General features: G+C 47.3%; 19 protein-coding genes. 7 read left to right on the top strand and 12 right to left on the bottom strand.

All coding sequences use genetic code 11. The features are described 5' to 3' along the window. Window positions 1-2: 2 nt before the first annotated feature. The gene (locus DN062_RS04645) at window positions 3-1,082 is read right to left on the bottom strand and encodes a glycosyltransferase (RefSeq protein ID WP_112158022.1); all 1,080 of its coding nucleotides are present in this window, start codon (window positions 1,080-1,082) and stop codon (window positions 3-5) included. A gap of 105 nt (window positions 1,083-1,187) precedes the next feature. Here DN062_RS04645 and DN062_RS04640 point away from each other — a divergent pair, with 105 nt between their 5' ends. After that, window positions 1,188-1,988: a glycosyltransferase family 2 protein gene (locus DN062_RS04640; protein ID WP_112158020.1), complete on the top strand. Its 801-nt coding sequence runs from the start codon at window positions 1,188-1,190 to the stop codon at window positions 1,986-1,988. A gap of 46 nt (window positions 1,989-2,034) precedes the next feature. Then, complete coding sequence (locus DN062_RS04635; RefSeq protein WP_112158018.1) at window positions 2,035-3,000, top strand: glycosyltransferase family 2 protein; 966 nt, start codon at window positions 2,035-2,037, stop codon at window positions 2,998-3,000. 4 nt (window positions 3,001-3,004) lie between these two features. Here the strand turns inward: DN062_RS04635 and DN062_RS04630 are convergent, their stop codons facing one another. Further along, a complete protein-coding gene (locus DN062_RS04630) occupies window positions 3,005-3,478 on the bottom strand; it encodes a hypothetical protein (protein WP_112158016.1) in 474 nt (157 codons plus the stop codon). Beyond that, entirely contained in the window at window positions 3,475-3,957 is a 483-nt protein-coding gene (locus DN062_RS04625) for a hypothetical protein (RefSeq protein ID WP_112158014.1), read from the bottom strand. Before DN062_RS04625 ends, DN062_RS04630 begins: the two co-directional genes overlap by 4 nt. A 421-nt stretch (window positions 3,958-4,378) precedes the next feature. Here DN062_RS04625 and DN062_RS04620 point away from each other — a divergent pair, with 421 nt between their 5' ends. After that, window positions 4,379-6,709 (top strand): glucose/quinate/shikimate family membrane-bound PQQ-dependent dehydrogenase, encoded by a 2,331-nt coding sequence (locus tag DN062_RS04620; protein ID WP_112158012.1) that lies wholly within the window; start codon window positions 4,379-4,381, stop codon window positions 6,707-6,709. A 110-nt stretch (window positions 6,710-6,819) separates the two neighbouring features. Here DN062_RS04620 and DN062_RS04615 read toward each other — a convergent pair whose 3' ends face one another. From DN062_RS04615 to DN062_RS04595, 5 genes are all read right to left on the bottom strand, one after another. After that, the gene (locus tag DN062_RS04615; protein WP_112158010.1) at window positions 6,820-7,746 is read right to left on the bottom strand and encodes a CHAD domain-containing protein; all 927 of its coding nucleotides are present in this window, start codon (window positions 7,744-7,746) and stop codon (window positions 6,820-6,822) included. Window positions 7,747-7,901: 155 nt separating this feature from the next. Continuing rightward, complete coding sequence (locus DN062_RS04610; protein WP_112158005.1) at window positions 7,902-8,969, bottom strand: glycosyltransferase; 1,068 nt, start codon at window positions 8,967-8,969, stop codon at window positions 7,902-7,904. An 11-nt stretch (window positions 8,970-8,980) separates the two neighbouring features. After that, window positions 8,981-10,105: a glycosyltransferase family 4 protein gene (locus DN062_RS04605; protein WP_112158003.1), complete on the bottom strand. Its 1,125-nt coding sequence runs from the start codon at window positions 10,103-10,105 to the stop codon at window positions 8,981-8,983. A 2-nt stretch (window positions 10,106-10,107) separates the two neighbouring features. Next, window positions 10,108-11,382 (bottom strand): Vi polysaccharide biosynthesis UDP-N-acetylglucosamine C-6 dehydrogenase TviB, encoded by a 1,275-nt coding sequence (tviB, locus tag DN062_RS04600; RefSeq protein ID WP_112158494.1) that lies wholly within the window; start codon window positions 11,380-11,382, stop codon window positions 10,108-10,110. 5 nt (window positions 11,383-11,387) lie between these two features. Beyond that, a complete protein-coding gene (locus DN062_RS04595) occupies window positions 11,388-12,281 on the bottom strand; it encodes a mitochondrial fission ELM1 family protein (protein WP_239995704.1) in 894 nt (297 codons plus the stop codon). A gap of 251 nt (window positions 12,282-12,532) precedes the next feature. Between DN062_RS04595 and DN062_RS04590 the strand changes: the two genes are divergently transcribed. After that, on the top strand, window positions 12,533-13,531 hold the full coding sequence (locus tag DN062_RS04590) for a branched-chain amino acid aminotransferase (protein WP_112158001.1): 999 nt from the start codon (window positions 12,533-12,535) through the stop codon (window positions 13,529-13,531). Window positions 13,532-13,616: 85 nt separating this feature from the next. Here the strand turns inward: DN062_RS04590 and glnE are convergent, their stop codons facing one another. Then, on the bottom strand, window positions 13,617-16,526 hold the full coding sequence (gene glnE, locus DN062_RS04585) for a bifunctional [glutamate--ammonia ligase]-adenylyl-L-tyrosine phosphorylase/[glutamate--ammonia-ligase] adenylyltransferase (protein ID WP_239995702.1): 2,910 nt from the start codon (window positions 16,524-16,526) through the stop codon (window positions 13,617-13,619). A gap of 205 nt (window positions 16,527-16,731) precedes the next feature. Here glnE and DN062_RS04580 point away from each other — a divergent pair, with 205 nt between their 5' ends. The 3 genes from DN062_RS04580 (at window position 16,732) to argA (ending at window position 20,156) form a co-directional block, all read left to right on the top strand. Continuing rightward, on the top strand, window positions 16,732-17,412 hold the full coding sequence (locus DN062_RS04580) for a TIGR00153 family protein (RefSeq protein ID WP_036507543.1): 681 nt from the start codon (window positions 16,732-16,734) through the stop codon (window positions 17,410-17,412). A gap of 28 nt (window positions 17,413-17,440) precedes the next feature. After that, the gene (locus DN062_RS04575; RefSeq protein WP_112157999.1) at window positions 17,441-18,706 is read left to right on the top strand and encodes an inorganic phosphate transporter; all 1,266 of its coding nucleotides are present in this window, start codon (window positions 17,441-17,443) and stop codon (window positions 18,704-18,706) included. Window positions 18,707-18,803: 97 nt separating this feature from the next. Beyond that, window positions 18,804-20,156, top strand: coding sequence for an amino-acid N-acetyltransferase (gene argA, locus DN062_RS04570; RefSeq protein ID WP_112157997.1), 1,353 nt, complete (start codon window positions 18,804-18,806; stop codon window positions 20,154-20,156). Between the two features lie 28 nt (window positions 20,157-20,184). Here the strand turns inward: argA and DN062_RS04565 are convergent, their stop codons facing one another. Genes DN062_RS04565 through DN062_RS04555 form a run of 3 tightly spaced genes read right to left on the bottom strand, consistent with a single transcriptional unit; the run spans window position 20,185 to window position 22,538 of the window. Continuing rightward, window positions 20,185-21,552, bottom strand: coding sequence for an ATP-binding protein (locus tag DN062_RS04565; protein ID WP_112157995.1), 1,368 nt, complete (start codon window positions 21,550-21,552; stop codon window positions 20,185-20,187). After that, window positions 21,549-22,235: a response regulator transcription factor gene (locus DN062_RS04560; protein WP_112157992.1), complete on the bottom strand. Its 687-nt coding sequence runs from the start codon at window positions 22,233-22,235 to the stop codon at window positions 21,549-21,551. The genes DN062_RS04565 and DN062_RS04560 overlap by 4 nt, the downstream gene beginning before the upstream one ends. A gap of 15 nt (window positions 22,236-22,250) precedes the next feature. After that, entirely contained in the window at window positions 22,251-22,538 is a 288-nt protein-coding gene (locus DN062_RS04555; protein ID WP_112157990.1) for a PepSY domain-containing protein, read from the bottom strand. Window positions 22,539-22,550 lie beyond the last annotated feature (12 nt).

Genomic DNA, 22,550 nt, shown 5'->3' with positions numbered 1-22,550 from the left:
GCTTATCGCCCCTTCTGTAAAAGCTGATCGTATAAATTGTGATATGCAGACAGAATGACAGTCTCACTGAAGCGCTCTGATAACACCCGAACACCAGCTGCAGACACCCCGTGGAGGTCTGCTTCGGAAGCTGTCAGTGCCTGTTCCATAGCCCCCCCCATGGCTTTCGCATCATCGATTTCGACCAAAAACCCAGATACATCCGGCTCAACTAACTCTAATGCTCCATGTGTTCGCGTTGAAACAACAGGCAATCCATGCGCCCAGGCTTCTAATATCACATTCCCTAACGGTTCGTGACGTGAAGGACAAACAAAAAGATCGGCCAAATGAAAATAAGGAGTGGTATCACGCTGCCAACCAAGAAGCTGTATTCTTGAAGCCGCCGACGACTCAGCCACCTGCTGTGTAATCTCATCCACTAAAGGCCCATCCCCTGCGATCAGCAAGTGTAGCGAGCGCCCGTTAACCTCTGCAGGCAAAGCTGAAAAAGCCTTAATCAGGGTATCAAACCCTTTATTCTCATGCAGTCGACCGAGGGCAAACACAACTAAATCATCTTGATTTAATCCCAGCTTTTGCCGCAACACTTGCAACTCAGCCTCTGGCGTAGGCGCAGGGATCGACACAAAATTACTGATGAACGACACGCGTTCTGAAGGCACACCTTCGCGCACGAGATAGTCACATATACTCAGCGTATTGCCGACCAACGCATGAGCATGTTGATACTGTTTAGGGTTATAAAAACCACCTAGCCTTGCAACATGGACAGGCCCTTTAGACGGAGGCAGCTTAACCAATCGCGTTGCTCGCCCCATCCAGGTTTGTACGATGTCAGGCTGAGTATTGCGAATCAAACGCTTTAAACCAAAATATGAAAAAGGATCGAAGACACTGCGCATAGGAATCGTGCTAACGCTCGGTCGCAAAGCAGACATAAGTTGACTGTCAGGAGACGTCACTGCAATCGACGTCAAATCCGAACGATCCTGGATGGCGTTGTGCATACGGATAAAGAAGTTTTCCGCCCCTCCGAATTGCTTACTGCCAATAATTTGTAGGCTTGATATAGGTGACATAACCGATCCTATGTTCGTCAGACTTGCTATCTAAAGGCAATAACCTGAAAATAAACGCGATTATAGCAAAGCACCCTTAAGATCCCAGTAAAATCCGGATATCACATGAACAATACGCGTTTACCCATCAGTGTTACCATCATCGCCCTCAATGAGGCTGACCGTATTGGCGCCACCATAGACAGCGTGATCGACTGGGTTGACGAGGTAATTGTGGTCGACTCGGGCAGCCAAGATGGAACACCAGAGGTTGCAACGCAGCATGGTGCACGTTGTATACACAATGATTGGCCTGGATATGGACAACAAAAACGCTTTGCAGAAGAACAATCTAAGAATGATTGGGTTTTCAATTTAGACGCCGATGAGCGCGTCCTTCCTGAATTACGAGACGAAATTTTGAAGTGCTTCGAATCTCCTCAGGATTTAGCCGATGGCTATTTCATTGCCATCCATGACCGTCTGTATTGCACGGAGACACTCAGTCAGTATACGCCCTACAAACCCGTCAGACTCTATCGCCAATCAAAAGGCCGCTACAGTTCTAGTCCTGTTCATGATCGTGTGGTTATGAACGCACAAACAACGACAGCAACACTGAAGGGTCGGATTGCCCATGACTCACTGCGCTCATTTCATCACCGTATTGAAAAGATGAACGAATACAGTGAAGCTCAAGCTGCCGATATGATGACAAAGAGCCGCAAGCCATCCAAGTTTCGTATTATTGTCGACTTTTGGGCATCGTTTATTGTGGGCTATTGCTTCCGAGGTTATTGGCGTGGCGGTTTGATGGGCTATATCTATGCTGTCAACTTCGCCTACAGTCGTTTCTTACGCCAGATTAAACTGTATGAACAACACCACCACTCAATCGCATCCAAAAAATCGTCATTGCCTAAATAAGCGTTTTCAACCTATCCGCTAAGGCTTATAAACCTTTGGAGATCCCTTGACTGCTATCTCTGTCATCATTCCTGTGTTCAATGCGGCTCAGTATATTGAAGAGACACTTTTCAGTTTAATGGAGCAAACTTGGCAGGATTTTGAAATTATTTGTGTTGATGATGGATCAACCGATGCCTCGCTTGCGCAGTTAGAAGCAGTAAAGACAAAAGAGCCAAGGCTGCGTATTCTGACGCAAGCCAATGCGGGACCTGCCATCGCTCGGCAAGCAGGCTTAGGTATTGCTCAGGGCGAATATGTGTATTTTATGGACAGTGACGACTTTCTGCACTCGGATACGCTCAATAGACTCTATGGATTAGCCGTTGCCCATCAAGCTGACTGGATTTGTCATCGTTTAAGTTACGTTGCAAAGGACCACCCAATTCAATCGATTTATGCGGATGTAAAAGCATCTCCGGCAAAGGTAATTGAAGGGACAAAAGGCATTCTTTCAAAAAAGATTAGTATTGTCAGCTGTGGAAAACTCTATCGGCGTAGCGTTTTCGATGATTTTCAGTTTCCTGAATTAAGCTTTGCTGAAGATTATTACTGCACCAGCCTTCTGGCTCTAAAGGCTGAAAAAATTATTTATATTCGAGACAAACTCTATTTCTATCGCCAACATGACGCCTCATTAACAGGGAGTTTGACGCAAGCTAAGGTGGCCTCCATTTTTGAGGCCTCCAATTTATTGTTCACAACACTTGAAAAGACCCAAGCCCGTAAATCAGCAACCCTACGGCTGAAAAATTATACGGCTCGCTATCAGTTTTACCCCGCATTATCCGTATTGCTGCGCCGACAAAATCTAGACGACCTTGCCCACTTTCGTGATTGCTGGACACAGCAAGCCCATATTTCGTTAAAAAACCTCACTTGGATTAAGCGCTGGATCCTCTCTAATGTTCTAAGGGGTCAGTTTTTGAAAGCGATCAACATCTTTCAACGGTATGAGAAGTGGAAGGTGTAACCATCTAGCCTGCTCCAATGCATCTAACGCTTTCTGGAATAACAGCGCGGCTTTCCTTATTAATAAGAAAATCTAGGCCAGCACTCCAAAACACCTCTTCGTAATTTTGAGTGATTAACAGACGAACTCGCCAGACCGCTCCATAGTTAGCGTCAAAATCGTTGAAAGAATGCACTTCAATTTTATTTTTTGCTTCAAAATCAGACAAATCAGCCAAAAAACCACTGAGGTACTCACCTAGTGTTCTATCGGATATCTCTCTTCCCGCTCCTTTGCAATGAGGATCTATATCCATTGAAAGTCGTGCACTTAACATAAGGGCATATAGAACATCTTTGTCTTTAAGCGTTACGTGGTTCTCCGTTTGCGGAAACCGGACGGGTAAGCTAGACAACTGTGGCTGATGCAACGTATTGCAGCCTGTTAGAACAAGTAAAATGCTAAAAAAGACGCCCCAAATACAAGGATTGATATTCACAACCTAATCCCTTCGGGAAAGGAGCCCCAAAATAAAGCATTATCGGGTGCTCTGTAATGATAAGAAAACTCTTCAATAGACTGTGACACTACCCTATTTCTGGAATTAGAATAGTGCCAAACTTTTTTTATATCTTTACCATAAAAGATACCAACATGCTTTCTTGGCACATTCAGCATGGTTTTGTCTTGAATATTGACATTACTTGCACGTGTAATAAAGACCAAGCCACACTCTAGGGAATCATTTAATGTATCCCAAGAACCAACTTGCTTACACTTTGGAAAGATTTCTTGGACTCGAATTGATCCAGCAGACTGACTGGAATGAACCATCATTCCACACGTATAGCCGAAGTTTAAACCTAAAACATGACTTACAAAGTGAGCACAATGATTATCGGAATTCTTGTTATAACCAACACCACAAATTTCACTGATATGCTTGTTCAAATAGCCATCTAATTTAACTTTAGACATTTTCAACACTCCCTGTAAATAATTCTTGCGGAATCCTAACATGCAAACGCCAGTTAAACAAACGTATTAATACCGACAATCTCATTGATTAAATACGTTAGTTTTATGGCATCAACAGCTTGAATTGCCAATAGGTGCGCTGATATAAACCGAAGCCCTAGCCTAATTCAGCCGCTAGAGACAACATTGGCATAACGGCTAAGCCTGCCAATGTTGCAGAGTAAGTCTTGCAAGCCAAATCGTAGATCTAAACGTTAGAGTGTAGATTGCCATCTAAATTGGGTGCCCTAAGTGTGGTGCCGTACAAACCTAAATCCACTCATCGTCTATAGTGAAAAGCCCGTTAGTTTGTAGGCCATCTATCGCTTGGTAACTTACATCTAGCATCGATTAAACGCAGTTCAATATATGAGTGAGACCTATGCTTTTATTTTCCGTTTTGATCGCGCTTATCGGTCTTGCTCTAACGGCTGGTGGCATTCAATTACTCAGTCTTGGCGGAAGTCTCTATTATCTAGCGGCAGGCCTTGTTTTATTGCTGAATGCTTGGCTGGGCTTTAAGCGCCATGCGCTGACTCGCCCGTTATTTGCGCTATTTCTAGTGGTCACTATGATCTGGTCATTGTGGGAGTCAGGTTATGACTGGTGGGCGCTAGCACCGCGATTAGGGTTGTTTATGCTACTGGCCATCCCCCTGTTAGTTTCCAAAGTGGCGGACAAAGGTGGACGCAAAGTGCTGTTCCCTGTCTGGGCTGTGCTGGGGGTCATGACGCTGGGCAGCCTATTGGCCAATCCACATGACCTGTCCGGTAAACTCGATATGCAGGTGGTCCGTGAGTCGCCGAACTTAGGGTATTCACCAGAATCCAGCTGGTATGCCTATGGGCGAACCAACATGGGGCAGCGTTATTCTCCATTGGACCAGATCACACCCCAAAATGTGGGGAAACTAGAAGAAGCTTGGCGGTATCGTACTGGCGATATGAAGCGCCCTGAAGATGTGACTGAAACCACCTATCAGGCAACGCCACTTAAAATTGGCGATACGCTATACCTATGTACACCTCACAACTGGCTGGTGGCATTGGATGCTGATCAAGGCACCAAACGCTGGGTATATGATGCCAAGGTGCCAGCACAAAGCCAGCGTCAGCACCAAACCTGCCGAGGGGTGTCGTATCTGCCACCGGATTCTGGTGAAACACCCTCCGCTGAACAACTGAATATAGCGGCTGAAACTCAACCCCCGGTAGAGTGCGATGCCGCGCTCTTTATGCCGACATCCGATGCGCGTTTGCTTGCCTTTGATCCAGCCACAGGTGCTCTCTGTGCGCGATTCGGCAATAACGGTGAACTTGATCTAACCCACAACATGCCGTACAAGCAAGCCGGTTTTTATTACTCCACTTCACCACCCGTTGTAGCGAATGGCTTGATTATTGTCGCAGGTTCCGTGAACGACAATTACGACAAAAACTCACCTTCAGGAGTGATTCGAGCCTATGATGCTAAAACCGCTGCCCTAGTATGGAATTGGGACTCTGGTAACCCCTATGATACAACCCCAATCGCGCCTGATGAGGTTTATATGGCCAGCTCTCCCAACAGCTGGGCTGTGGCCAGTGCCGACGAAGAACTAGGGCTGATTTACTTCCCAATGGGGAACAGAACGCCCGACCAGCTTGGCTGGTATCGCAGTGAACATGATGAAACCTACGCCAGCTCCGTAGTGGCACTGAGTTTGGACACTGGCCAAGTGGTCTGGGTGCAACAGTTTGTCCATCATGATCTGTGGGATATGGATACACCTGCTCAGCCATCGCTGATTGATCTGGATACCGAAAACGGCCCACAACCTGCACTGGTCATACCGACGAAGCAGGGTGATGTGTATGTGCTGAATCGTGAGACTGGAGAGCCGATCTTCCCTATAACAGAGCTGCCTGCTCCTCAGGGCACTGTTGAGTTGGATCATGCGGCGCCAACACAACCGATTTCGGCACTGACGTTCCGCCCCCCAGCCATGACAGAAAAAGAAATGTGGGGCGCAACGCCACTGGATCAAATGTGGTGCCGAATTCAATTTAAATCATTGCGGTATGAGGGGCAGTATACGCCGCCATCTGAACAGGGCACGCTGGTTTATCCCGGTAACTTTGGCGTCTTCAACTGGGGCGGCATTGCCGTGGACCCAAAACGTCAGTTGATGTTCGGGATGCCAGTGTATCTGGCCTTTATTCAGCAGTTGGTCAAGAAGGATGGTTCAGATATGGGCGCCACCAACCAAGGTGAGCAAGGTCTGAATTCAAATGAAGGGGCGCCTTATGCGGTCGATATGCGACCCTTTCTGTCCCCCTTGGACATACCCTGTCAGCAACCGCCTTGGGGCTATGTAGCCGGGGTTGACTTAAAAACAGGAGAAATAGTCTACAAACATACGAATGGGACGATCCAAGATCTGTCTCCGCTGCCGCTACCACTTAAAATGGGCGTTCCCGGTATTGGTGGACCTGTGATCACTGAAGGTGGTGTGGCCTTCTTGGCCGCAACGGTAGATGACTATTTACGGGCATATGACGTATCCACAGGTGAGCAGCTGTGGCAGGCTCGCCTTCCAGCTGGCGGGCAAGCAACGCCGATGACGTATCTAAATAGCCTAGGAGAGCAAATGGTCGTTCAGGTAGCCGGGGGTCATGGCTCCGTCGGCACGAGCATAGGGGATTATGTCATTGCCTATAAACTCAAGCGCTGACTACTTTTGCTCTACCGAAGGTTTACGCAGAGTTTTGTTCAATTCAGACGGAGTTCTGCTTTAGTGCATCCTTATTTTAGAGACTGTTACAACCCTACAATCTTCGGCGACTAGCCTTTGATGTTTTGAAGCGTTTGCAACCTATTTAGATAGCGATCCCGCTCGGCCAACCAATGATGCCATTGGCGATGCAGCTCTTGGTCTTGCCAGCCTGACAGGGCAATGACGGGTTCACGAGCATTGGCGAAGACCTTAGTGATGGCTTGGGATTGTTTGCCCGTTAATAAAGCTATTTCTGCCAATTCACGATCAATGACCCAGTGAGCAAACTCCGGCAGGTGGCTACGGAAAACCTGCATATCGTGGAAATCACCCAGCAGTTCTTGCACCTCTTTACACCACTCAACGAGTGCTTCCGAGTTTTTCACGATATTCGTGAAGGGCTCAAGCAAATAACGCAGATATTTAATCTCAATGCGCGCAAGGTGTGCCTCTTCCATCCCTGCATGCAAAAGCTGATCAATCAACTCAATACGCTGTTCAACTGTTTTATCAAGCCATTGACCTAAACCAATGCCCACTTTTTGTTTGGCCCGAAGTTCAAGCCCCTGCTTTGTAGAAAAATACAATTCATTGGACTGTTGATAAGCCTGTTGGCCATATTCAAGCAGGTTGCAGAGGGCAGGCGTATCACCCATCTGTTTTTGTGCCAATGCCAGCCAACCCAGCATCACTTCGTGATCACGCACAGGGTTGCTTGCCTTAGCCAAGGCTTTAAGCCGTTTGCAGGTGGGCTTATTGGTTTTGACTTCATCGCGGGTCAGCTTTATCCACACCCGTAATCGACGCAGATCAACACGCAGGTCGTGTAAAGCCTCGGGGTCATTTTCCGCCGTTTGGAAATGTGCCCAAGCCGCATGAAATGCGGTTTCTTTTTCCCGAATGATGTTTGCCAACACCCTACCCGCTGGCTTTAGCAAGAGATTATTGCCACCATCGATTGTCTCGATCTGTATTTTCTTGCGTTTTTTATTCATAGTTATGCTTTGTATGTATTCATATTTTCACAAGAATTTAAAATCCGCTGGAACTCCCCTATCTCTTAACCCCATCACTAAATGCAGCCATGAAAATTGGAAATCAGTTACTCAATAATAGCACGCTGATGCATATTAGCATTCGATAACACAGATTAATGATCAATCACTCCCCGAACGATCTCCGCAATTCGAGGAAGCATCTGCTGATAATGGTGGGCCTTCGCTTTGTCATACGCACATGATGCTATTTGTGGCCACTGATCTTGTTGACGAATCGCCAGATCAAGTACTCGCGCGAGGTCCTCGGGATTATCTGGTTCAGCCAGCCAGCCGCTGACACCTGCCTCAATCAGCGACTGAGGGCCCGGTACTTGTGTAGAGATCACGGGCTTTCCATGGCAAAAACCGTCTAAGATGGCAATGCCAAAGGTCTCATTTAAGGATGGAACAACGAGTAAATCAACATCGCGCATCCATTCGTCCAAATCATTTACCCAGCCACTGAACACAACCTGCTCGTCCAGTTGCAGGCGCCGAACCTGTGCTTTTAGCTCAGGCTCCAATGCGCCCGCCCCTGCTAATTTCAAGGATAAAGACACATGACCTTGCTGTCGTAGCTGATACAGGGCTTGAAGCAAATCCGAAATACCTTTTTCAGGATCAAAACGCCCAACAAACCCCAAGCAAACATCGGCTTTGCGGACTGGAGCGGGGTGGAGCTGTCGATCAGGGACAGACATCAGCATATTCGGTAACACGAGGAGTTGCTTAGGGTCATAGCCTTTAGCAACAAAATGAGCCTTCATATGTTCGGTCAGAACAACTGTCTGTGTCGCACCTTTCATGCGTTTGTGTTTATAACTGTGCGAAAAGGCAAGCTGTGGAATCCCTAAGCCAAGTCGCGCAGAGCGCATTATCGCTGTTGCTCTTGAGTTATGGGTAATAATAAGATCGGGGCGATGCTCTTTAAGCCATGAGCGGGTCTTGAGAATAGACAGAACATCATAATAACCACGCGGTTCAAACGAGATGCGTGGCGTCAATGTGGATAGATCATCCGCATAAGAGGCTTTATCGGGCAGCCATAAGCTGACATTGGCGTTCAGCGCCAACAGGCAGTGGCTCAAGTTAACAAATGCCTGCTCCAGCCCACCTCTCCGATCTGAGCAAAGGGCATGAACTATCGTTAAGTCTTTACAATCCACTGTCACCCACTCCATAAATGCCTGATCTAATGCGAATTGACCTTCGCATCGCTTAGCATCAATAGCTCTTCATACACCGCCAACGTCTGAGCCACCATGTCTGCTTTTAATGGCAAGGGGGTATCTAAGCTCAGCTGGCAAGATAAAACCTGAACGACCCTCTCTCTCAGCGCATTAGGATCGGACATAGGACACAAGCCCTCGGGGAAATAAATAGACAGCATTTCACCCACACCGCCATGGTCATAACCCACAACAGGGGTTCCGACACTCAGGGCTTCGATGACGGTTCGCCCAAAGGACTCGGGCTTGGTTGACAACGAAAGCACCGCATCCGAAACCGCATAAATATCTCGGATATCGGAACGATTCCCCGTAAACAAAACGTTGTCAGATAGTCCTTCCTCTTTTACCCGCTGGTAAAGCTCGGTGGCATAGGACTGGCGCTTAGGGTCTTCCCCTCCGACAATTAAGCCACAGACCGGAACGCCTGCATCTGAGAGATGTTTAATAAGTTGGATAAAGTCATGATGTCCTTTTAAACGCGTTAAGCGTCCTGGAAGGGTCAGTACTTTCTGCCCAATGAGTTGTGGATAGGCATTTTGCCATTCTTCTCGCCACTGCGCAGATGGCTGGTAGCCCGCTGGAAACTCGGCAGGATCAATGCCTCGATACACCAGACGCACCTTGGACACGTCCGTTTTTGGGTAATTCTGGCGAATATAGTCTCGGACCGTGTTCGACACCGCGATCACACGCTCGCCTTTACACATGACTTCACTGTAAGCCGATACCGAGTAGAGGCCATGCACAGTGGTCACGAGTTTAGGCCTTGATGAGATCGGCAAGGATTTCCAAGCCAACCATGCCACCCAAGCAGGCAGTCTGGAACGTAAATGCAGAATATCGGGGCGTTCAGCCAGCAGCCATTGTCGCAATTTAAACACATGACGTAGAGTCAGAAGGGACTTACGCCCAAGCTTCCACATCACGTGACGACTGCCTTCGGCTTCTAATTGTGGGACCATACGCCCACCCGCCGAAATAACAATTGACTCATGCCCTGCATGAACCAATCCCGCTGCAATTTCCAACGTCCCCCGTTCAACCCCTCCGCCATGGAGATCGGGCAATATCTGGACTACTTTCATTGCTATAACCGCATATCGACTTCATCGGCCGCCAAAATATATTTCAAGTCGTACAGCAAATGCTGAGGTTTACCCCAAGAGCGAATTTTACTCGCGCTCAGCTCTCGAAACACCTTATGACCCACAGCAATTAAAATCGCATCGTACTGACCAATCTCGGGCTCTTGGATCGGTGTAATGCCGTATTCTGCCTCGGACTCTTCAATCGACGCCCAAGGGTCATAAATATCAATATTTGCACCGTAGCCACGCAAGGTTATTTCAATATCGGTGATCCGCGTGTTACGCAAATCCGGGCAGTCTTCTTTAAACGTCAGCCCCATAATCAATATACGACTGCCTGACACATGAATGCGCTTCCTTAGCATCCCTTTGACGAGTTCATCCGCAACATAGGCTCCCATATTGCTGTTAATGCGACGTCCAGCCAGAATTACATCAGGAATATAACCTGCCGCTTGCGCTTTATAGGTCAGATAATAAGGGTCTATGCCGATACAATGTCCACCAACAAGTCCGGGGCGAAATGGCATGAAATTCCACTTGGTACCCGCCGCTTCCAACACTTCGAGTGTGTCGATGCCAAGTTTGTTGAAAATGATGGCAAGCTCATTCACGAGCGCGATATTCAAGTCACGTTGGGTATTCTCGATGACTTTTGCCGCTTCAGCGATGCGAATACTGCTGGCTTTGTGTGTTCCAGCAACAATAATCTCACGGTATAGAGCATCAACTAAGTCAGCCACTTCTGGCGTGGATCCTGACGTAACTTTCTTGATGGTGGTCACGCGGTGTACTTTATCGCCGGGATTAATGCGTTCTGGGCTGTAACCTGCAAAAAAGTCGCGGTTATACACCAGCCCTGATACTTGCTCAATGACTGGTATGCAGTCCTCTTCCGTCGCGCCTGGATACACCGTGGATTCATAAATCACAATGTCACCCGGCTTTACAACCTGCCCCAGTGTTTTTGAGGCACTAATTAAGGGGGTCAAATCCGGCTGTTTTTGACCGTTGATTGGAGTTGGAACGGTGACAATATAGGTATTGCACGCCTCCAAATCGGCAATATTAGCGCTAAACGTCAGCTGAGTGGCCATTTTCAACTCATCAGCACTGACTTCTAGCGTGCTGTCTTCGCCTTGGTTCAGTTCATTGATACGGTGCTGATTGATATCAAAGCCCACCACCTGACGGTATTTTCCAAACTCAACGGCCAAGGGCAAGCCCACATAGCCGAGGCCGATTATTCCAAGCTTTACCTGATCAAGTGTCATTAGGCTCATATCCATCCTCTTGATAAAATCATGTTCGCACAACGCTCGGCTTCATTAAACTGTACACTCGGTAAAGGCAAGTCGCCCCCCGACCATTGTTCAAAAGGCGTTATTATCCCCTTCTCCTCCAGTTTTTGCAGCCCCAGCGTTAAGCGGTTTTCTGTTTTTTTAGGGACACTTAGCGTTCCAACGGCACAACCCGCCGTCAAGGCCTCATATACCATCGATACACTGTCCTCAGTTACCCAACACACTTGCGTTGCACTCAGAAGGGATGGCAACCAATCAGCAGAGACGTCATGACAGGATTTGAAGCGATCGCCATATAAGGCTTTTAATGCCAACTCTGTTGTAGCGGGTGTTCGTCGAGAGCTCGTCAGCACCCATTCAATCGTTGAATCGGACACTAGTGTTTGGATTTGAGCCAGAATGAGCGCCTCATCCCAACCATGATGCTTTGAAGGTCCACCGATTAACAGCATCCCTGTTGCTGTTAATTTCGTGCTAGGTTGCATGCGGTTTAATGCGCCCTGAGTAACAAGGATGTTGGGCTTGGATTGCGGGGTATCGTGTTCAGGAATTAAACAGAGATCAAACCAAGACAAGGGCAGCGACGGCGTCATTAATACAATAGCAGGGATATGGAAGTAGGATTTGAGTGCCAACAACGTGAGATGCGTTCGATGGCCCGCGCCGATCAATACGCTGGGCGTATCTTGAAGCGCCTCGGAGCGCGAATAGTGTTTGAACAACCAAGCTTGCAGATTCTCCCTGAATGACAAGGGCGATATCACCGCTAACTGAAGATCGGGTCTAGTTCGCTGCATTGCCGCCGCCAACCCCATGGACTGGTTCAAGTGGCCGGGTTTACCATCATTGACAATACTGATTACTGCCACACTCAATCCTTCATATTAAACCATTCATTACCGCATACTAGCACGTTAACCCACCCACTGACGCGTCACTCAGATGCGAACCTTTCTTTGAAGGGAAGTTTATTCTTCTTAATTGGGTCGATAATTATCTATTTTCAATTTGAGATTCAAGAGGTAATTCCTTTTCCTTGCCTGGATGATTACAATCATGACCTTGTCGCAAACTCTGACAACTTAATTTTTTGAATACCCCTATAGTGAGGATACACAAGATGGCAGCTGCATTTGGTACCGTTTTTATGCCTGAAATGGCGATCTCCTGGTTTGATGGATCAAGCTGGAGCCCGGTGGAAATGGTCCCAAGTGATAGCCTGACATTACATCCAGGGGCGCATGTGTTGCACTATTCCAGCACTTGTTTTGAAGGATTAAAAGCCTTTAAACATGAAGATGGCAGCGTCAATATTTTCCGCATGGACCGTAACATCGCACGCTTAAATCAAAGCAGTCAATTACTTGGCCTTCCTGATTTAGACACAGAGCAAGTGGCACGCATGATCACTGAGACGGTCGCTCGCTTTGCGGACGAAGTTCCCGCACCGCCGGGATCGCTTTACATACGTCCTACGCACTTCGGTACTGAACCCGCTATTGGTAAAGCAGCGGTTCCCTCAACCATGTCCTGCTTTTTTGTTTTAGTTTCGCCTGTAGGCGACTATTTTGCTGGCGGGGATAAGTCTTTACGTTTATTACTCGAAGACCAAGGTATGCGCTGTGCGCCTCATATGGGCATGATTAAAAGTGGCGGCAACTATGCCAGCGCGTTACAACCCATCATGAAAGCGCGTAATGAGGTTCAAGCAGACCAAGTCTTGTTCTGCCCAGGCGGTGATGTACAAGAAACGGGGGCAGCTAACTTTTTGTTGATTGATGGCAATGAAATCATCACCAAAGCGTTGGACGAAAGCTTCTTACACGGCGTTACCCGTGACTCAATCTTAACGCTTGCGAAAGATATGGGCATGCAGGTATCCGAGCGTCAACTGACTGTAGACGAACTTCTTGAAAGAGCCGCAAAACCAGGTTGTGAAGCCGCACTATCTGGCACAGCAGCGGTGCTTGCACCGGTTGGCACCTTGATTTACCAAGGTAAAGAATATGCAGTGGGCACTGGCGGTATCGGTGAAACCACGCTCAAGCTGCGCACGGCACTGAATGATATCCAGTGGGGTAAGCGTGCAGATACGCATGGTTGGTTAACGCGAATCTAATCCTTAAACTCATAGCTGTTGAATTTCACTTCGCGCAGGGATGTTCTTGCGCGAAGTGAATAAGAGACTCCCTCCTCATTCAAAGTCAGCTCGTCATAACCTCATCCCAAATGGCCATTACGCATTCGCGCCATTTACCCAACTCCTCATCGGCAATGACGGTATTCGATTGCTCTTGTAAACTCTGACGATGCCCAACAGATCGGAAAGCTTTATAGGCTTCACGTAGGTTTTCAGCCAGCTCTGCCGTCAAAATCTGTACAGCTTCAAGTGCGTCAAGAATACGAATATTATCGGTATAGGTGTAAAGCTCTGCAAAGGTCTTCGCATGTGCCAAAACCAAGAACTGAACCATAAATTCAATGTCGACGATTCCGCCTCTATCCTGTTTAAGATCAAATACATTCAGCGTATTTGTAGTATCTTTCGAGGATAAGTGTTGGCGCATCTTCTCTCGCATATGAACCACGTCATCCATCAACCGAGACCTGTCCCTGGGCTTAGACAAAATATCCGCACGAACCTGTTCAAAGGCAGCAGCCAATTTGGAATCCCCTGTGACCACGCGCGCGCGAATTAATGCCTGGTGCTCCCAGGTCCAAGCTTCCTTATGTTGATAATCGCTGAAAGCCTTTAGGCTCGAAACCAATAAACCCGAGTTCCCCGATGGTCTCAGGCGCATATCAATTTCGTAGAGTTGCCCTGAAGGAGTGAAGGTATTCAGTAGATGGATCACTCGCTGCCCCAGTCGGTTAAAAAAAACAGCATTGGACAGACTTTTTTCACCATCAGTGGACAGGTTAGGATCAGAGTCATGAATAAACACCAAGTCCAAGTCTGAACCATAGGACAACTCAATACCGCCTAACTTGCCATACCCCAATACAATAAAGCGAGGCTGCAACATCGGCCCCTCATCCGTCATGGGGTATCCATGTTTTTCGACCAATCCCCGCCAAGCGTTATCTAACACAGCCGCCAGTAACACCTCTGCTAGCCAGGTTAAGTAATCACTCACTTTCATCAGAGGTAATGCCCCTGTGATGTCAGAAGCGGCCACTTTTAACACATGCGCATGTTTAAAATAGCGCAGTGCTTCCATCAACTGCTCAGTATCCTGCTCAGAAATTCGCAAGAGTTGCTGATTTAACTCAGCCTGCAAACGTGCCTTATCCGGCGGTGTAAATAAGGTTCTGGGATCTATCAACTCGTCAAGCAATACAGGCTGTTTTGCCAAGAGGACCGAGAACCATGCACTTGCCGAACACAAACGCACCAGCTGTTGTAATGCGCCCGGATTCTCAGCCAACAACACTAAATAGGCGGATCGTCGTAACACCGCTTCGATCAGCAGGAGTACACGCTCAAGCGTTTGTGTTGAGTTGTCACACGTCACGATACGTTCGAGTAACTCAGGAAGTATCATGTATAAACGTTCGCGCGCCACTTGCTGTGTCAACTGCATGGTTCTTGAGTTACGCAAATCGCTTAAAAGTTTGAGTGCCGCTTGCGCCTCCTCGAAGCCCTTTTCCGTTAAGAACTCCAGCGCTTGGGCCTGCTCTATTTCACCCTTAAACAACCACATCCACTGCTCTGCGGCCTTATCCTCTTCGTCATCGTCTTCAACAACGGGCGCAATCACATCGGCAAAATGCCTTGAAACGGCCTGTCGATGTAACGACAACTGATCACTAAAGGCTTGCCACTCTAAAAAGCCCATACTAAAGGCAATTCGAGCCTGACCGAGCGGGTCATCGGGTAACTCTTGCGTTTGCTTATCTGCAATTGCCTGAATGGCGTGCTCTGTATCTCGCAAGAATAAATAGGCTTGCGCCAGCTCATTGACGGCTTCGATCGGCATGCCAATTTTGTCAGGCAACAAGGGTAAAATATTTAAGAGTTCGCGCTGTTGCAGATCTCGATCTCGCCCTCCGCGAATCAACTGAAATGCCTGAGCAATAAATTCTATTTCTCGAATCCCGCCAGACCCTAACTTAACATTTTGCTCCAAGCCTTTACGACGGACTTCGCGATTGATCATCTGCTTCATATCGCGTAGAGATTCAAATGCACTAAAATCAATATACTTACGATAGACAAAGGGTCTCAGCTCTGTAAGTAAGCGTTCACCTTCAGCCAAATCTCCGGCGACAGGCCTTACCTTCACCATGGCATAACGCTCCCAATCGCGTCCCTGCTCTTGGTAGTAGTTCTCCATCGCGTTAAAACTAATTGCCAAGGGCCCCGCCGAACCAAAGGGTCGTAAACGCATGTCCACTCTAAAGACAAAACCATCTAAGGTTAGGTTGTCTAAGGCTTGGATTAGCTTTTGACCTAGACGAATAAAGAAGTCTTGATTCTCCAGAGATGAGCGCTCATGGTCAGTCTCACCGTTCTTGGGATAACAAAAAATCAAATCTATATCCGATGATAAATTAAGCTCTTTTGCACCTAATTTACCCATACCCAACACAACCAACTGCTGTGGATAGGTGATTCCTTCCGAGTTAGGACGAGACTGCGGAACACCCCAACGCTTACAGGCTTTTGCATACAGCCAGTTTAACGCCTCATCAATGCAGGCATCAGCAAGCGCAGACAACTCAATGACGGTGTTACGCGTATCACTTTTACGAGTCAAATCACGCCATATTAAGCGCACCATTTCATAATTACGAAAGACTCGCAACTGACGATGAAATGCCGCTTCGTCGTCTAGGTCGAGGATACGCTGGCGCAATCGTGCTGCGTATTCTCCCAGCTCATACTGACGCTCTAATCCACCCTCTGCGATCAAATCTGGCAAGGTCGATTGGCGTCGAGATAACTGTTCCACAACAAAATCACTGCCAATCAAAACCTTCAGACAGTCCTGATGGAACTGATCAGGGAGTGATGGCATGGATTCAAAGACGGGCTGAAGGGCTTCGACCTGCTTGTGCGCAAGGGTTTGAAGCTCAGAAGGCAAGGCGGCGATGGCTGACTGAAATGACAAAATGAATTCCCCTGTGCTATGCCGAAGTTAAGGTAAAGAGAATATCAGACGTGCGTGGTTTTTAAACCTACATTTCATATAGATCAATGCAGCGAATGAAAGATGACATCTTCATGACACTTTTATTAAGTTTTAATTACATCGACTGAGTGAGCGAGTATAATTTGACCATTACACTTTAGCTTAACTCTAGGAACCCTCCCATATGGTTAGCAAAAACCCAATCACACAAATGTTTGGCCGCTCCCCCTTTAAGCCAATGCAAGAACATATAGCAAAGTCTCAAGCGGCAGCAGCAGAGCTTATCCCATTTATTAAAGCCATTCTGATCAAAGATTGGGAGACCGCTGATGCGTGCCAACAGCGTATTGCGGTTATGGAAGGCGAAGCCGATAAGATGAAGCGAGAAATTCGCCAAAACTTACCTGGCAATTTGTTTCTACCCGTTCCTCGAAATGATCTTCTCGAGTTGTTAAGAACCCAAGATAAGGTTGCAAACCGTGCCAAGGACATTGCGGGCCTGATGGTTGGGCGGCGCATGGAAATCCCAGCAGTCTTGAGCGAAGAACTCATGGCCTTTGTTGAAATTGCCGTGCAAACCACCGAACAAGCTGTCACTGCCTTGAATGAATTAGACGAACTGCTAGAAACCGGATTTCGTGGTCACGAAGTCAAAATTGTTCAGCGCTTAATCAGCGAGCTTGATCGTTTAGAGCATGCAACCGATGAAAAAGAGCGTGCACTGCGCGCTTCATTATTTACCGTTGAAAAGGAGTTCAATCCGATTGATGTCATGTTTTTATACAAGACCATTGATTGGATCGGAGATCTTTCGAACCGAGCACAGGTTGTGGGCAGTCGCTTGCAACAATTGCTTGCCAAATAATATTTTTCTTACTTTCTGAGATAGTTGTATGGATGTTATTGCTCAACACGGCACAATGTTAATCGTCATTGCCTGCTGTTTCGGTTTTTTTATGGCCTGGGGTGTCGGTGCCAATGATGTGGCGAATGCCATGGGAACCTCCGTTGGCTCAAAAGCCATTACTTTAAAACAAGCTATTATGATTGCCATCATTTTTGAGTTTGCGGGCGCCTATTTAGCAGGAGGGGCTGTCACTGCGACGATTCGCAGTGGCATCACCGATGCAGAGTTGCTGGCTGACTCTCCAGACCTTCTTGTCTTTGGGATGATGTCAGCATTATTAGCGGCAGGGATTTGGCTGTTAGTGGCCACTCACTTCGGCTGGCCGGTTTCGACCACCCATTCCATTGTTGGTGCCATTGTCGGATTTGCGGCCGTCGGCATTGCCGTCGAAGCCGTTCATTGGAATAAAATCGGCACCATTGCCGCCAGTTGGATTATTTCACCTCTGACAGCAGGCTTTATCGCCTTTTGGCTGTTCCGAAGCGTCCAATATCTTATTCTAAGTACGGAAAACCCGTACGAAAATGCCAAACGCTATGTGCCTTTTTACATTTTCCTAGTGGGCTTCATTATTTCAATGGTTACCTTTACCAAGGGCTTAACGCACATTGGACTCGACTTGAGCTATACACAAGCAAGCTTTGCCTCAGCAGTGATTGGGCTTATTTCAATGGGAGTCGGCATCCTTATGATTAAACGAATCAATCCGAATCCAGATGACGATAAAGACTTCCACTTCACAAATGTAGAGAAAATTTTTGCCATCTTAATGCTGTTTACCGCTTGCGCAATGGCATTTGCACATGGCTCCAACGACGTAGCCAATGCGGTTGGCCCACTGGCAGCCGTTGTTAGCGTTGTGCAATCGGGAGGAGAAGTCGCCTCTCGGTCAATCATGCCCTCTTGGATACTGTTACTCGGTGGAGGCGGTATTGTTGCCGGGCTCATCATGTATGGCCACAAAGTCATTGCAACTGTTGGCCAAAACATCACAGAGCTAACACCAAGTCGTGGTTTTGCGGCAACACTAGCAGCAGCAGGTACCGTGGTGGTCGCTTCGGGTACAGGCTTGCCCATTTCAACCACTCATACACTCGTGGGTGCAGTGCTAGGTGTGGGTCTTGCTCGAGGGATGGCCGCGTTGAACCTGCGGATTATTGGTACGATTTTCATATCTTGGATTGTCACCCTGCCAGCAGGTGCCTTATTATCCATTATTATTTTCTTTATATTGAGTGCCATTTTTCTGTAGAAGTTTTCTGGTCTGATCTAAAATGCGTTGGATTTCTATTGAAATGTGGTATCAATAGAGATTCAACGCACTTACTGAACCTAGATTAGGCCTGATTGTGAATAAACCCTCTTCAACACAAGACGCACTGCAATACGTAAACTGGTTTAGGCACTCGTCTCCTTACATCAATGCTCATCGTGAAAAAACCTTTGTCTTGATGCTCAGTGGAGAAGCACTGGATGATCCTAACCTAACCAATATTATTCATGATATTGCGCTACTCAATAGCCTTGATGTCAGACTAGTCGTTGTTTATGGTTCACGCCCTCAGATTGAAACGCGCTTACAGCAACGAAACATTCCCACTCGACTTCACCATCACCAGCGCATCACCGATAGCGATACACTCAGCTGTGTTATCGAGGCCGCAGGTGTGCTTCGTGCAGAATTAGAAGCGCTATTTTCAATGGGTTTATCGAATACGCCCATGCATGGCTCTAGAATTCGAGTGTGCAGTGGCAACTTTGTGACGGCTAAACCCGCAGGGGTTGTTGATGGTGTTGACTTAGGCCACACGGGTGAGCCTCGTCGAGTCGACCATAAAGCCATCAATCAACAATTAGACCTCAACAACATTGTCTTAATTTCAAACCTTGGCTTTTCGCCGACAGGGGAAATTTTTAATCTGTCAGTGGAGGAAGTTGCGACACGCACCGCAATTGCGCTCAAGGCGGATAAACTCATTTTATTTGGTAGTGAAGACGGGATACGCGACAGCCGAGGCGACCTACGCAGTGAACTATTGGTCGCAACCGCGAAGCGAATGGTATCTCAGTACTTGTCTCGCATTGAAGATGTCAGCCTAGCCTATTCTGAAACGGCTCGACTACTCCAAGCCGCCGCCGATGCCTGCGAACACAATGTGCCACGCTGTCATTTAATCAGCTATCAACAGGATGGAGCACTCCTTGCCGAACTCTTTACACGCGATGGTTCCGGCACCATGGTGATTAAAGAGTCGTATGAGCAAATTCGTCAAGCAAGTATCGATGATGTCGGCGGAATTCTTGAGTTAATCGCGCCACTGGAGTCTCAGGGCGTATTAGTCAGACGCTCCCGAGAACGTTTGGAAGCTGAAATAGAACGCTTTACACTGGTTGAGCGCGATAATGTCATTATTGGCTGTGCTGCTTTATATCCCTTCCTTGAAGACAAGGTCGGTGAACTGGCGTGTGTTGCCATCGATAACCAATACCGCGGGGGGGAGCGAGGTGATCGTTTATTAGAAGCCATTGAAGCTCGAGCACATGAGCTGGGTCTCAAGTCTTTGTTTGTGTTAACAACGCGCACCGCTCATTGGTTTGTAGAGCGAGGTTTTAAACCAGCTCCCCTAGATGACTTACCCGGTGAGAAAAAAGCCTTGTATAACTTCCAACGTAACTCCAAGGTGTTTTTTAAAGCGCTTTAAACCTGTGTTCCTCTGGCGAAATTCGAAGTTACGCCAGAGGAATCATCATGCGAAAGCGTGCACCACCTAATTCCGGCGAGTTATCTGCCTCCAACGCCCCACCGTAACTGCTCAGGATATCAACGGTCACAGCAAGGCCTATTCCTTGCCCACTGGTCGAGGTGTCCATACGCTTGCCCCTTTCTAAAATCACCCGCGACTCTTCTGGCAAAATACCATTACCGTCATCCTCTATCATCAATAACACCCCATTACGCGTAGTATAAGAGGTCACTCGGACACGGCGTTTACCATATTTACAGGCATTTTCCATTAAGTTACCAAGCAGCTCCATCAAGTCACTTTCATCACCTTGGAATTCAGCTGCTTCTGAGACCTTATTTTCAAACTGAATTTGTTTCTCGGCATAGACTTTCAATAAAACACCGCCAATACGCTGTACAACAGGCGATATTTTAATGGGTTTAACCAACAAGCGACTTTGAGACTTAACCGAACGGGATAATTGATACTGAACTATCTGTCCCATGCGTTGAGCTTGCTCCTCAATTAATTGCTTGTAGGCTTGGTCATCGAGCTTTTCGTTACTCGCACCAGCAATCACCGCCAAGGGTGTTTTAAGGCTGTGAGCCAAGTCGGCAAGTGTATTGCGATAGCGCTCTCGCTGCTGGCGTTCACTTTTAATAAGCTGATTAAGATTATCGGTAACGGCCTGCACTTCAAGAGGGTATATACCCGTCAAGCCTTCGGCATCACCTTTTTCTATACGATTAAGATCGTCCGCTAATTGATGTAAGGGTTTTAACCCCCAACGCATGATCACATACTGAACAAAAAGCGCCAGTAAGAAAACACCCGACAACCACCCCCATAAACGAGTTTTAAACCCCAACATTTGCTCATCAACCGACAGATCTGACCGTAATACAGATACCATAAAGTCAAGATCACCCTCTGGCGACTCCCAAACAACAGGATATTGCATCAAAAAATAGCCTTGCTGCCTTAAATATCGGAAATGCATCTGCCCAGGATCTGGGTAACGTCCTTTTAAACTTTTTTCCTCTATATCTTTTGCCAAAAACTGAGCCGACAATGAGCGCCATAAAACGTCTCCTGAAGGGTTACTCATGTAACCATACACACCCGAATCTGGCCTCATGAAGTCAGGTTCAGGGAGTAATTCAGGCAACACTGGCTGATTCTCAAGTAACTCTACCGAGCTAAGAATAACATACACCTGCAATTGTGCTTGAGATTGCTCGGAAGTCACTAAGCTATCATAGAAGGATCGCTGCAGTGCAATCGCTGCGGCGGCAATGACTAAGGGCAGTAAAATGAAAGAAGCCCATAACAAACGGGCTTGTAACGAGCGCGGAATCAATTTTAATTTCAAGGCTGCGTCTTAATATCCGGGTTAAATCGGTAACCTAAGCCTCTCACCGTCATAATTGGCTGTAATGACTGATCTGGGTCGAGCTTTTGCCGTAAACGACGTACAAAGACCTCAAGCACATTGCTGTCACGATCAAAGTCCTGATGGTAAAGATGCTCTGTTAATTCAGTTTTAGAAATCGTTTTACCCGCATTCAGCATCAAGTATTCGACTGTTCTATACTCATAGCTAGTCAAACGAACCTCTTCATCGTTCAAGCATACAACACGGCTCACCGTATCCAAGGTGATTGGCCCAAACGTAAGCTGAGGCTTAGCATGACCTGCCGCGCGTCTCACCAATGCATTTAATCGAGCAATTAGCTCCTCTGGCTGAAAGGGCTTAACCAAATAGTCATCGGCTCCCGCTTCCAATCCTTCAACCTTATCCTGCCAGTGACCTCGTGCTGTTAAAATAAGCACAGGAAAATCTCGCTGCTGTTGACGCCAAGCTCGAATGACCTCCATTCCCGATAGGCCTGGTAACCCTAGATCGACAATGGCCACATCGTAGTCATACTCTTGTCCTTGAAAAACGGCATCTTTACCTTCAGCACACTCCTCAACGGTATAGCCTTTGTCGGCTAAAATAGAGACCAACTGCCGACGTAAATCCGGATCATCTTCAACAATCAACAATTTCATGCCTATGCCCTTACCCTACGGTGCAATGATTTCACCCGTACTCGCCTTGATTTGCACATCTCTAACACGTCCTTCATTGACGATGCGTATGTGATATACCTTATCCCCACTGGCCTCATCCTCTTCCGCTTTGAGTACTTGCCCACCAAAGGTCTTCTGAGCAATTTCGGTTGCTTGTTTCAGACTAACGGGTGAATTGGCGACCGTGGCAACAGAAACAAACATCAAGGGAACGACAGCTAAACATAAGAGTGATATCGATATGAGCTTACGTCGCCCTTCATTCAACAACGTTGATGGCATTCATGGATCCTC

The sequence above is a fragment of the Nitrincola tibetensis genome, assembly GCF_003284585.1.
Classification (GTDB): domain Bacteria; phylum Pseudomonadota; class Gammaproteobacteria; order Pseudomonadales; family Balneatricaceae; genus Nitrincola; species Nitrincola tibetensis.
Note: the sequence above shows the minus strand (reverse complement) of the source record. Positions and strands in the feature narration are given on the sequence as shown.